Raw genomic sequence first — 11,976 nt, forward strand, 5'->3', positions numbered from 1 at the left:
GGCAGCGGTTTCCCAAGGTCGCCTGGGAAACCGTCACTGCGCCGGGGTTGCGATCCCGGCCATGCAGCAACAGCTCCGGCCAGGTGGTCGTGCGGGCGTACGACGATGGAGGATCCGAGTCACCAGGTGACTCGGATCCTCCGCTGTCACTCGTCCCCGGCTGCCGTACGCCGCCCGCACCGGCGAACCTCCCAGTGTCACCCCGTCGGCCGCTCGGCGACGGGCCGGGATAGACCGCCTCCCGCCAGGAGGACCGCTGGACGGTACGACGCTGGTCGCCGCACCCGGTGACTGCTCGAATGGCCGCAGCCCAGGTGGGAGTCCGGCCATGCACCACGTCCTACGACCCGCCGGCGTCGTCGCCGGCCTCGTCCTCGTCGCCCTGCTCTGCCTGCCCGCCCCGGCGATCGCCGTAGACGTGTCCAGCCCTCGGTGCGCGGAGGCGGAGAGCCTGACCACGGCGGGCGAGCCACGTGACGCGGCGAAGCTCATCGACGACATCCGGGCGCAGTACAAGGACCCGACACTGTGCGCGGACGAGGCCGCCGACGCTGACGAGGCCATCCGCACCCCTGCTGCTCCCACACCCCTGACCCCCGCATCGTGGTTGGACGCGACCGCCGAGCGCTGGACCGGGTTCGCCGACGGTGCCGGCAAGGACCTGGCCACCCTGGGTGGGGTGGCGGCCGCCGCGATCGCACTGGCGGTGCTGCTCGGTCGGCTGCTGCTGCTGGTGCCGTTCTCGAGCAGCCGGGTCGCCCGGAGCCTCGCCGAGCCCGGTGCACGTGCCCGCACCGGGGTCGACCTCGTCACGGCGTACGTCGTGCTGGCGCTGCTGGCTGCCGTGTCCGTGCCGGAGACGCTCACCGCGCCAACGACGTCGACGTCGGTGACGCTGCTGGTGGCGACCGCGCTCGCGCTGGCGGCAGCGGCGTTGCTGACCTGGGCACTGCTGCTGACCCGACGTCGGGTCCGGATCGAGATCACCGACAAGGGGGCCGAGGCCGAGGCCGGAGCCGCCGCGATCGTGGCCCACGTGCGCGCCATGGGCTCCGGCCCGCCGCGAGGGCTCGAGGTCCCGATCGGCAGCGATGTGCAGACCCTCAGCGGCGCCAACATCACCGCCGGGGTGAAGGGACCGTTCGGCACGCTCGTATCGGTGCTGCAGTCGTTCCTCGCGGTCACGCCCTGGCGGGTGCTGGTCGACCGCGAGAGCGATGACCAGGCCGTGGTGGTGATCAGCCGGCACGGACGCGTCGTGGACACGGCGGTGGTGCGTCACCGTCCCTGGGCCGTTCCGGGACAGGACGGCTCGCCGGCGGTCGACATCAACGTGATGGTCGCCGCCCGTGTGCTGATGACCTTGCTCGACGCAGAGGAGAGCCACGCGGGTCTGTCCGGCGCACGGGACTGGCGCAGCGTCGGCTGGCAGTACGACGGAGCGACGATGCCGCACAGCCCGGAGGAACGGCTCGTCATCTACGCGAAGGCCGGGGCCGCAGACCCCGCGAACGTGGCGGCGCTGCTGAGCTACCGGCTGGAGCGGTATCGCGACTCCGACGATCCGCGGGACCTGCGGCACCTCATCTGCTGGCTCACGCTCCAGGCCGACCGCATGTCCCACAGCAACGACGAGACCGCCCTGGTGGCCCGCATGCGTTTCGCGGCGTACGTGACCATGCTCAACCGCAACACCCTGCCCCACGAGACCGAGGACCCGGTCGACAGGAGGAGCGGCCTGACGACCCTGGCCGACTTGCACTCCTTGCTGACGTCGTCGGTGGAGGCCCTCGAGGACCCCGTGTTCAAGAACCGGCTCCAGTCGTCGGTCGACCTGCTCCAGCCCGCGGCCCGTCACCACCCGAAGCCCGGCGAACCACTGGATCTGCAGCCCGTGACGGCCTACTCGTTGGCTTGCTTCGCGGCGGAGGAGGGAGGAGTCGAGGGGTGGAGGCGCGCAGTTGGGTACCTCGAGTTCGCCGGTCCGTACGCCCTCGAGCACGCGCCGAGAGATCCCAGTCTCAAGGCGCTCCGCGGCAGTCAGGAGTACCGGAAGGCCTTCGGTCCAGCTCCTCGCGAGCTGCTCGAGGTCGAGCCCTTCGCGTCGGTCGCCGATCGGCTCCGTTTCTCCGCCCTCACGACAGCGCCACGCATCGCCGCCTGCGGGGCGCAGCAACTGTCGCTGTCGCTGGCGGTGTCGGGGTCGCAGGCGCGCGAGCTCGTCGGTGCGGCTGAGCTGGCGCTCGACGTGCCAGAGGCGCTCGGCGCCCACCGTGCCGAGCTCGTGACCGCCCTGGTCGCGCACGGGGTGAAGGACGTGAACGACCTCCGCTCGCGCACGCGCCGCGGGCGGGATCACACCACGCGCCGGGCCGTGGAGGCGGCGTACGCCGACCGGGGGGCCGCGCTGCCTCCCCGTGCTGACCTCCGCAGGTGGCTCTACGCCTATCCTGCGTCCTCGAGGGGCGGTAGCTCAGCTGGTTAGAGCAGAGGACTCATAATCCTTCGGCCGTGGGTTCAAGTCCCACCCGCCCTACGAGGCGTTGCTACGCGTCAGACCCGAGCCACCCGCGGCGCGACCTCGGTGCCGAGCAGCTCGATGCCGCGCAGCAGGTCGTCGTGGGCCAGGCGTGGGTTGGTCATCTGCATCGAGAGCCGGTCGACGCCGCCGAGCTGGTCGGCGACGCGGCTGATCTTGTCGGCGAGGGTGTCGGGGTCGCCCATGAAGAAGGCGCCGTCGGGGCCGGAGGTGGCGTCGAACTGGCCGCGGGTGGGGGCGCGGAAGCCGCGCTCGCGGGAGATGGTGCTGAACATCTGGTGCCAGCCGGGGTAGATCGTGTCGGCCGCCTGCTGCACCGACTCGGCGACGTAGCCGAAGACGTGCAGCCCGACCTGGAGCTTCTCGGGCGGGTGGCCCGCCTGGGCGCCGGCGCGGCGGTAGAGCTCGACGAGCGGGGCGAACTGACGCGGCTCGCCGCCGATGATCGCGATCATCAGCGGCAGGCCGAGCAGGCCCGCGCGGGCGAACGACTCCGGGGTTCCGCCGACACCGACCCAGATGGGCAGCGGGTCCTGGAGCGGGCGGGGGTAGACCGTCTGGCGGACCAGCGGCGGCCGGTGCCGACCCGACCAGGTCACCTCATGCTCGTCGCGCAGCCGCAGCAGCAGCTCGAGCTTCTCGGTGAACAGCGAGTCGTAGTCGGCGAGGTCGAGCCCGAACAGCGGGAACGCCTCGGTGAAGGACCCGCGCCCGACCACGAGGTCGATCCGGCCCTTGCTGATCAGGTCGAGGGTCGCGAACTGCTGGAAGACGCGCACCGGGTCGTCGGCGCTGAGCACCTTGACCGCGCTGCCGAGGCGGATGCGGGAGGTGCGGGCCGCGGCGGCGGCCAGGATGATCGGGGGCGCGGAGTCGTAGTACTCGCGGCGGTGGTGCTCGCCGATCCCGAAGGAGTACAGCCCCGACGTCTCGGCGAGGGTGATCTCCTCGAGCAGGTGCTCCATGCGCTCCGCGGGGCCGACCACGTGGCCGGTGGTCGGGTCGGTGACCTCTGCGACGAAGCTGTCGATGCCGATGTGCACGGGTGCCTCTCCAGCGGGTCGGGCGGTCCGCCCCGTCGGAGACGATTCAACCACCCGCTCGCCTAGGCTCCGGAGGCATGGACCTCCAGCTGCGCGACTCCCTCGTCCTCGTCACCGGTGGCAGCAAGGGCATCGGCCTCGCCGTCGCCCAGGTCGCGCTCGAGGAGGGCGCCCGCGTCGCCCTGGTCTCCCGCGGTCAGGACCACCTCGACGCCGCGGCGGCCACCCTGGCCGCCGGCGACCGCGTCACGACGTACGCCGCGGACCTGCAGGACGCGCAGCAGGCGGTCGACGTCGTCGGCCGGGTGGAGCAGCAGGCCGGCCCGATCGAGGTCCTCGTCAGCTCGGCCGGCGCCGCGCGTCGTACGCCGTTCGCGGAGCTCGACGCCGCGGCCTGGCACGCCGCCATGCAGGCGAAGTTCTTCAGCTACGTCCACGTCATCGACCCGGTGGTCAAGCTGATGGCCGAGCGCGGCCGGGGCAGCATCGTCAACGTGATCGGGTTCGGCGGCAAGCGCGCGGCGCCGACCCACCTGGCCGGGGGAGCCGCCAACGCGGCGCTGATGCTGGCCACCGCGGGGCTGGCCCAGGCCTACGGCCCGAGCGGGGTGCGGGTCAACGCCGTCAACCCGGCGGGCACCCTCACCGAGCGCCAGAGCGAGGGCATCAAGGCCACCGCCCGGTTGGAGGGCATCACCGAGGACGAGGCGCTGGCCCGCCAGGTCGGCAGCGCGCCCCTCGGCCGTCTCGCGGACCCCCGGGAGGTCGCCGAGACGGTCGTCTACCTCGCCTCGGCCCGGGCGAGCTACGTCAACGGCGCGATCGTGTCGATGGACGGCGGGGCGACACCGATCGTGGTGTGACGCTCCACCGCCGCGCGGGCGAGCGCCCGGGCGGTGTCCAGGGGCAGCCTGCCATCCCCGGCGAGGGAGCCGCGGGCGCGGGCGGCCAGCGCCCCGTCGTACACCAGGAGGAGCTCGGTCGCGAGCGCCTCCGCATCGGCCGCACCGGTCGCCGCCGCCTGCGCGTGCAGGCGCTCGTGGAGCAGCCGCGTGTCGGCGGCCACCACCTCGTGGGCGGGGTGCGCGGCGTCGACCACCTCGACCGAGGCGGCGAGGAAGGCGCAGCCGCGGGCGCTGCCGGGGGAGCGCTGGAACTCCTCGAGGGCGTCGAGCACCGACAGCGCGCGGGCGGTCGGGTCGTCGCCGCACCGCTCGAGGACGGTGTCCCAGGTGGTCCGCCAGCGCTCGAGGCGTCGGGTGAGGTACGCCGCGACCAGGTGGTCCTTGCTGGGGAAGTGGGCGTAGAGCGTGGCCGGCGCCACGCCCGCCCGGCGCAGCACCGCGTCGACCCCGGTGGCAGCGATGCCGTGCTCGTAGAACAGCTCCTCGGCGGCGTCGAGCAGCCGCTCGCGTGCCGGTGCCCGGGTCTCGGTGGTGGCCATGGGGGGTACTGTAACGATCACTATGATGAAACGAACGTTTCAGTCGGGGCCGACGAGCGTCGTCGCCGCCGGGACCGGGCTGGTCGCGATCACCTACGGCGTCGTCCGCTACGGCTTCGGGCTGCAGCTGCCCGTGCTCGCCCGGGAGTTCTCGCTCTCCTCCGGGGTGGCCGGGCTGGTGGCGGCGGGCAGCTTCGCGGCGTACTGCGTGGCCGCGCTCGCCGCCCAGCGGCTGATCGACCACCGCGGTGCCCGGGTCGTGCTCCGGCTCGCCGCGTTCCTGGCGGCCGCGGGTGCGACGACCGTGGCGCTCGCGTCGACCACCCCCGTGCTCGCCGCCGGGGTGCTCGTGGCCGGGAGCGCGGCCGGGGCGACCTCGCCGGCGATGGTGGTCGCGGTCGCCTCGTCCGTACGCCGCCCGCTCGCCGCCCGCGCGCAGGCGGTCGTCAACGCCGGGACCGGCGTCGGCGTGGCCGTGACCGGGGTCGCCGTGCTGGCCGCGCCGCAGGCCTGGCGCCCGGTGTGGGCGGCGGCCGCCGTGGGCGCGCTGCTCGCCGCCCTGGTCGTCGACCGGCGCACGGCGTGGCCCGGGCCGGTCCCGCCTCCGCCCGACCACGCCCGCGGCGCGAGCCTGCGGCGGGCGTGCGCCGCCGCGGTGGTGGCCGGGCTCGGCAGCGCCGCCTTCTGGACCTTCGGCCGCGACCTCGTCACCACCACGGGCGGCCTCCCGGGGCGCACCACGGCCGCGCTGTGGGTGCTGCTCGGCACCGCCGCCGTGCTCGGGGCGCTGAGCGGGGACGCGGTGCGCGTGCTCGGTCTGCGTCACGCCTGGACGCTGACGGCGGGCCTCAGCGCGCTCGGCACGGCGCTGCTGGCGCTCGCACCGGACCAGGTGGCCGTGGTCGCGCTGGCCGCGGCGCTGTTCGGCGGCGCCTACACCGCGCTCAGCGGCGTCCTCATCGCGTGGGCGGGCGCCGTGCGGCCCGGCACGGCCGGCCAGGCGACGGCGACGCTGTTCGTGGCGCTGACCGGCGGTCAGGCGCTGGGCGCCGCGGCGACCGGCCTGCTGGCCGACCGTGCCGGCGCCCTGGCGGCGTTCTGGGTGTGCGCCGTCGTGCTGCTGGCGGCGGCCGGGATCCGGCCGGTGGGTCAGGCCAGTCCGAGCCGGTCCAGCACCCAGGCGAGCGTGAACGCCCGGCGGGCCCAGGCCTGGTAGCGCCCCGACACCCCGCCGTGGCCGGCCGACATCTCGGTCTTGAGCAGCACGTCGGGCCGCCGGTCGGGCGCGGTCGAGCGCAGCCGGGCGACCCACTTGGCGGGCTCGACGTAGAGCACCCGGGTGTCGTTGAGCGAGGTCTCGGCCAGGATCGGCGGGTAGTCCTGCTCGGTCACGTTGTCGTAGGGCGCGTAGGAGGCGATGTAGTCGTAGACGTCCGCGTCGGCCTCGGGGTTGCCCCACTCGTCGTACTCCGTGACCGTGAGCGGCAGCGTGGCGTCGAGCATCGTGGTCAGGTTGTCCACGAACGGCACCCCGGCCACGATCCCGTCGAACAGCGCCGGTGCCTCGTTGGCCACCACGCCCATCAGCAGCCCGCCGGCGCTCCCGCCCTCGGCGACCAGCCGGCTGGCCCAGCCCTCGGCCCGCAGGTGCTCGCCGCAGGCGACGAAGTCGGTGAAGGTGTTGCGCTTGCGGAGCAACTTGCCGTCGTCATACCAGCGCCGGCCGAGCTCGCCGCCGCCACGGACGTGGGCGATCGCGAACGCCGCGCCCCGGTCGAGCAGGGAGAGCCGCGCCACCGAGAAGTAGGGGTCCATCGAGGCCTCGTAGGAGCCGTAGCCGTAGAGCAGGGTCGGCACCGGCCCGTGCGCCCGCGCGTCGCGACGCACGACCAGCGAGATCGGCACCTGCTCCCCGTCGGGGGCGGTGGCCCACAGCCGGTGCTCCTCGTAGGCGTCGGCGTCGAAGTCGCCCAGCACGGGCGTACGCCGCAGCAGCGTCAGCGACCGCGACGCGACGTCGAAGTCGTAGATCGACGCCGGCACCGCGAGCGAGGCGAAGCCCAGCCGCACCACCGGGGCGTCGAACTCGCGGTTGCCGCGCAGCCCCACGGTGTAGACCTCGCGGTCGAAGGGCACCAGGAAGTCCTCGGCGACGCCGCTGTCGTCGAGCGTCAGCACGCGCAGCCGGGACAGGCCGCCGCTGCGCTGGCTGATGACGAGGTGGCCGGCGAAGGCGTCGACGTCCTCGATGCGGGTGGCCGGGTCGTGCGCGACCAGCGGCTGCCACGCCTGCACCGGCGTCGGGTCGACGGGCGAGGTCGCGACGGCGAAGTCGGGCCCGTCGGCGTTGTGGGTGATCACGAACCGGTCCTCGCCGCCGATGACGGCGTGCTCGAGGCTGTAGTCGAGGTCGTCGCGGCGGGGCAGGAAGACCCGCAGCCCGAGCTCGGGGCGGGTGACGTCGAGGACGGCGTACTCCGCCGTCGTCTTGGAGTGCGACACGACCATGACGAACCGCTCCGAGCGGGTGCGTCCCACCCCGACGGCGAAGCGCTGGTCGGTCTCGTGGTGGACCAGCTCGTCGGCGTCCTGCGCGGTGCCGAGCACGTGGCGCCACACCTTGTCGGCGCGCCAAGAGTCGTCGACGGTGACGTAGTAGAGCGCGTTCCCGGCGGGGTCCCAGGTGACGCTGCCGGCGGTGCCGACCAGCCGGTCGGGCAGCTCCGTCCCGGTGCGCAGGTCCTTGACCCGCACCTCGTAGCGCTCGTCGCCGACGACGTCGGTGGCCCACGCCAGCAGGTGCTCGTCGGGGCTGACGGTGGAGGCGCCGAGGGAGAAGAACTCGTGCCCCTGGGCCAGGGCGTCGAGGTCGAGCAGCACCTGCTCGCCGGGCAGCGCGGGCCGGTCGGGCGCGGTGTCGGCCGGCACGGGCGGGGTCCAGTCGGCCTGGTCCGCGACGGGGACGCGGCAGGAGGCGCCGTACTCCCGGCCCTCGAAGGAGCGGCCGTAGTACCAGTGCGTGCCCCGGCGCACGGGCACCGAGAGGTCGGTCTCCTGGGTGCGGGAGCGGATCTCCTCGACCAGGCTGTCGCGGAGGCCCGCGAGGTGGGCGGTCGCCCGCTCGGTCCAGGCGTTCTCGGCCTCCAGCAGCCCCAGCACCTCGGGGTCGTCCTTGGCGCGCAGCCACTCGAGGTCGTCGTGGCGCTCGCGGCCGTGGATCACGCGGGTCGTGGGGCGGGCGGGGGCCAGCGGCGGCAGGGAGTCAGGCACCCGACGAGCCTAGACAGGCCTCACCCGGCCACGAGCTGCCGGATGACCGCCGCCGGGTTGCCCACGGCCAGCACGCCGGCCGGCAGGTCGCGCGTGACGACCGAGCCGGCGCCCACGACGGTGCCGGCCCCGATGGTGACGCCGGGGAGCACCGTCACGCCGTCCCCGAGCCAGACGTCCGGCCCGATCGTGACCGGCCGGGCGACCCGCCAGCCGTCGCGGCGCTGGCCGGCGTCGAGGGGGAGGGTGACCGTGAGCAGCCGCACGTCGTGGCCGATCCGCACGTCGTCGCCCACCGTCACCGGCGCGGCGTCCTCGACCACCAGCCCACCCGCGACGACCACCCGGTCGCCGAGCCGGAGCTGCTCGCCGAGCCCGACGCGCAGCGGGCCGCGGACCTCCACGTCGGTGCCGACCTGGCCGAGCAGGTCCTCCAGCAGCGAGCGGCGGGTGTCGCGGGCGCTGGCCGGGGTCGCGGCGTACGTCGCCGCCAGGTCGGCCGCGCGGTCCGCGCGGGTGGTGAGGTCGCGGTCCACGGCGTACGGCTCACCGGCGAGCATGCGGTCGTGCATCGTGCGCGGGGAGCCGAGGGTCTCTGCAGGCATGGGGACACGCTAGGCGTGGAACGATGGGTCCATGGACACCGTGCGGCCGATCGAGACCTGGCTCACCGACATGGACGGCGTGCTCGTCCACGAGGAGGACGCGATCGTCGGCGCGAGCGACTTCGTCGAGGCGCTCAAGGCGTCGGGCAAGAAGTTCCTCGTGCTGACCAACAACTCCATCTTCACCCCGCGCGACCTGCGGGCCCGGCTGCTCGGCAGCGGCATCGACGTGCCCGAGGAGTCGATCTGGACCTCGGCGCTGGCCACCGCCGACTTCCTGGCCGACCAGCGGCCCGAGGGCACGGCGTACGTCGTGGGGGAGGCGGGCATGACCAACGCGCTGCACGACATCGGCTACGTCATGACCGAGCGCAGCCCCGACTACGTCGTGCTGGGCGAGACCCGCACCTACTCCTTCGAGGCGATCACCAAGGCGATCCGGCTGATCGAGTCCGGCGCCCGCTTCATCGCCACCAACCCCGACCCGAGCGGTCCCAGCCCCCAGGGCACGCTGCCGGCGACCGGTTCGGTGGCCGCCCTGATCACCCGCGCGACCGGCCGCGAGCCCTACTACATCGGCAAGCCGAACCCGCTGATGATGCGCAGCGCGCTCAACCGGCTCGAGGCCCACTCCGAGACCACGGTGATGGTCGGCGACCGGATGGACACCGACATCATCAGCGGTCTCGAGGCGGGGATCCGCACCGTCCTGGTCACCACCGGCTCGACCCGACCCGACATGATCGACACCTTCCCCTACCGTCCGACCCGCGTCGTCGACTCCGTCGCCGACCTCGTCGAGCTCGCCTCCGCCCACGCCGGCGAGATGTAGCCCGCCCCCGAGCTGCCCGCGAGTTCGGCGAAGTGCGGGGTGGAGGGGGCCCAGGGGTCCTAGAGTCCGACGTCGTGACGACCCCCGCCGAACCCCGGTCCACCGGGTGACGGCCACCCTGCCCGCGCGAGCGCCGGCCCCGCCGGCACCCGCCACGAGCCAGGACGTCGGCGGGGGTGTCGGGCACGACGAGGTCGCCGTCGGGGAGGGTGCGATGCGGGCAGGGAGCGGACGGGTGGTCGCCACCCTCGTGGTCGGGACCGTGGCGTTCCTGCTCATGGGCCTCGTCGGTCGGGCCGCGACCTTCCCCGGGGCGACGCTGAGCCTGGTGTGGCCGGCCGCCGGCGGGGCGGTCCTGGTGCTCGCACTGGTGCCGCGGCGCTGGTGGCCCGCGGCGGGGGCGCTCCTGGCCGCCGCGACCTTCGGCGTCAACGTCCTCACCGGCGTCGACGCGCTGCGCTCGCTGGTCTTCGTGGTCCCCAACGTGGTGCAGGCGTTCGTCGGCGCCGTGCTGCTGCGCTGGTCGGCGCCGACGCTGCTCGTCGGCGGGGGCCGGCAGCCGATGGTGCACCTGCGCGACTTCCTCGCCCTGGCCGGTGCGTGCCTGCTGTCCTCGGTCGCCGCGGTGCTCGCCGGGACGGTCGGCCTGCTGGCGCTGGGGGTCCCTTGGGAGGCGCTCGACGCGCTGCTGTGGTGGGGCCGCAACAGCGCCGGCGCCCTGGTCGTGGTCACGCTGGCCGCCCTGCTCGTGCCGGCGTGGCTGGTCGGCCGGCCCGGGGTCCGCGTCGAGCGCGACGAGCCCCCGACCCGTCCGGTGGAGCTGCTGGCCCTGGTGCTGGTCTCCGCGGGCCTCTACCTCGCGGTGTTCGGCTGGTGGTCCGGCCTGCCGCTCGCGTTCCCGCTGCTGGTGCCGACCGTCTGGGCCGGGACGCGCTTCAGCCCGCGCGTGGTGGCCCTGCACTCGCTCGCGCTGAGCGTCGTGGTCGCGGCCTGCACGCTGGCCGACGTCGGGCCCTTCGCCCAGGCCGACACCCGGGCGGTGCAGGCGCTGGTCTCGCAGGTGTTCATCGGGCTGCTGTTCGGGCTCGGTGTGCTGCTGGCGCTCGGCGCGACGGAGCGGCGGGCGCTGCACCGCGGCCTGGCGGCGGCGCGTGACGCCGCGGCCAACCAGGCCGCGCTGCTGAGCACCGTCATCGACTCGATGCACGAGGGGCTGACGGTGGTCGACGAGCAGGGGACGGTGCTGCTGCAGAACCCCGCGGGCGAGGAGCTGCTGCACCACAGCGTGGGCCCGCGCGAGCGCCTGGCCGAGTCCCCGGCGCGGCTCCGGACCGCCGACGGCCAGCCACTGCCGCCGTCCGAACTGCCCTTCGTGCGGGCGCTGCGCGGCGAGGAGGTGCAGGCCGACGAGGTCCACCTCTCGGTGCCCGAGCGCGGCCCCGACCGGGTGCTCTCGGTGAGCGCCAGGCGGCTGCCGTTCGTGACCGACGACGGTCTGCCGCAGGCCGTGGTGATCTACCACGACGTCACCGCGCAGCGGGCCCAGCGGCACGCGCTGGAGTCCTTCGCCCGGGTGCTGGCCCACGACCTCAAGGGTCCGCTGAGCGTCGTCGAGGGCTGGACGGAGCTCCTCGTCCACCAGGCCGAGGAGGTGCCCAGCGTGCCGTCGGGGGACGTGCTCGCGACCCTCGACCGGGTCACCGGCGCGGCCGCCGGCATGCGCCGCCTGATCCGTGACCTCCTCGAGTCCTCGACCGCCCGCGACCAGCAGCTGCGTCTCGCCGACGTCGACCTGCACGCCCTCGCCGCGTCCGTGGTCGCCGTCCACCTCGACCGCGCCCGCGGGGCCGAGGCGTCGGTCGAGGTGGGGGAGCTGCCCCCGGTGCACGCCGACGAGGCGCTGGTGCGGCAGCTGCTGGACAACCTCGTGGGCAACGCCGTGAAGTACGTCGTCCCGGGCACGCGCGCCGAGGTCGAGGTCCGGGGCCGGCGCCTGGCCGACCTCGTCGAGGTGACCGTGGCCGACCGCGGCATCGGCATCCCCGCGGCCGATCGGGAGGCGGTGTTCACCACGTTCCACCGGGCGGGCGGGTCCAGCGGCTTCGAGGGACACGGGATCGGGCTCTCGGTGTGCCAGACCATCGTCGAGCGGCACGGCGGCACCATCGTGGCGCGCGACCGGGACGACGGCCCGGGCACCGCGTTCGTGCTGACGCTGCCGGCCGCACGCCGCGCGGGCTGAG

9 protein-coding genes and 1 tRNA gene are annotated in these 11,976 nt (G+C 74.4%); 6 read left to right on the top strand and 4 right to left on the bottom strand.

The genetic code is table 11. The features are described from left to right. Nucleotides 1-328: 328 nt before the first annotated feature. Together EDD33_RS05790 and EDD33_RS05795 are read left to right on the top strand one after the other, a co-directional pair. A complete protein-coding gene (locus EDD33_RS05790; protein ID WP_123389495.1) occupies nt 329-2,485 on the top strand; it encodes a hypothetical protein in 2,157 nt (718 codons plus the stop codon). After that, nucleotides 2,463-2,536: transfer RNA gene (locus tag EDD33_RS05795), tRNA-Ile, on the top strand. Before EDD33_RS05790 ends, EDD33_RS05795 begins: the two co-directional genes overlap by 23 nt. Before the next feature lie 17 nt (nt 2,537-2,553). On the opposite strand, the gene EDD33_RS05800 is transcribed toward EDD33_RS05795, so the two are convergent. Next, complete coding sequence (locus EDD33_RS05800; RefSeq protein ID WP_123389496.1) at nt 2,554-3,582, bottom strand: Atu2307/SP_0267 family LLM class monooxygenase; 1,029 nt, start codon at nt 3,580-3,582, stop codon at nt 2,554-2,556. Nucleotides 3,583-3,659: 77 nt separating this feature from the next. Between EDD33_RS05800 and EDD33_RS05805 the strand changes: the two genes are divergently transcribed. Continuing rightward, nucleotides 3,660-4,445: an SDR family oxidoreductase gene (locus EDD33_RS05805; protein WP_123389497.1), complete on the top strand. Its 786-nt coding sequence runs from the start codon at nt 3,660-3,662 to the stop codon at nt 4,443-4,445. Here EDD33_RS05805 and EDD33_RS05810 read toward each other — a convergent pair. Beyond that, complete coding sequence (locus EDD33_RS05810) at nt 4,388-5,026, bottom strand: TetR/AcrR family transcriptional regulator (RefSeq protein WP_123389498.1); 639 nt, start codon at nt 5,024-5,026, stop codon at nt 4,388-4,390. The genes EDD33_RS05805 and EDD33_RS05810 overlap by 58 nt on opposite strands. Before the next feature lie 22 nt (nt 5,027-5,048). Here EDD33_RS05810 and EDD33_RS05815 point away from each other — a divergent pair, with 22 nt between their 5' ends. After that, entirely contained in the window at nt 5,049-6,242 is a 1,194-nt protein-coding gene (locus EDD33_RS05815; RefSeq protein ID WP_211332437.1) for an MFS transporter, read from the top strand. Here EDD33_RS05815 and EDD33_RS05820 read toward each other — a convergent pair. Beyond that, nucleotides 6,176-8,296: a S9 family peptidase gene (locus tag EDD33_RS05820; protein ID WP_246003381.1), complete on the bottom strand. Its 2,121-nt coding sequence runs from the start codon at nt 8,294-8,296 to the stop codon at nt 6,176-6,178. The genes EDD33_RS05815 and EDD33_RS05820 overlap by 67 nt on opposite strands. 20 nt (nt 8,297-8,316) lie before the next feature. Next, entirely contained in the window at nt 8,317-8,901 is a 585-nt protein-coding gene (locus EDD33_RS05825) for a maltose acetyltransferase domain-containing protein (protein ID WP_246003382.1), read from the bottom strand. Nucleotides 8,902-8,932: 31 nt separating this feature from the next. On the opposite strand from EDD33_RS05825, the gene EDD33_RS05830 reads away from it, so the two are divergent. Continuing rightward, nucleotides 8,933-9,733 (top strand): HAD-IIA family hydrolase, encoded by an 801-nt coding sequence (locus EDD33_RS05830; protein WP_123389500.1) that lies wholly within the window; start codon nt 8,933-8,935, stop codon nt 9,731-9,733. Between the two features lie 106 nt (nt 9,734-9,839). After that, a complete protein-coding gene (locus EDD33_RS05835; RefSeq protein WP_123389501.1) occupies nt 9,840-11,975 on the top strand; it encodes an ATP-binding protein in 2,136 nt (711 codons plus the stop codon). The last annotated feature ends 1 nt before the right edge of the window (nt 11,976 follow it).

Origin of the sequence: Nocardioides aurantiacus (assembly GCF_003752505.1) — a bacterium.
In the GTDB taxonomy this organism is placed as follows: Bacteria; Actinomycetota; Actinomycetes; order Propionibacteriales; family Nocardioidaceae; genus Marmoricola; species Marmoricola aurantiacus.

Excerpts from the sequence above, each read along its gene's own strand:
- EDD33_RS05790 (WP_123389495.1), top strand. The coding sequence starts at position 329 with ATGCACCACGTCCTACGACCCGCCGGCGTCGTCGCCGGCCTCGTCCTC.
- EDD33_RS05805 (WP_123389497.1), top strand. The coding sequence starts at position 3,660 with ATGGACCTCCAGCTGCGCGACTCCCTCGTCCTCGTCACCGGTGGCAGC.
- EDD33_RS05825 (WP_246003382.1), bottom strand. The coding sequence starts at position 8,901 with ATGCCTGCAGAGACCCTCGGCTCCCCGCGCACGATGCACGACCGCATG.
- EDD33_RS05810 (WP_123389498.1), bottom strand. The coding sequence starts at position 5,026 with ATGGCCACCACCGAGACCCGGGCACCGGCACGCGAGCGGCTGCTCGAC.
- EDD33_RS05815 (WP_211332437.1), top strand. The coding sequence starts at position 5,049 with ATGATGAAACGAACGTTTCAGTCGGGGCCGACGAGCGTCGTCGCCGCC.
- EDD33_RS05830 (WP_123389500.1), top strand. The coding sequence starts at position 8,933 with ATGGACACCGTGCGGCCGATCGAGACCTGGCTCACCGACATGGACGGC.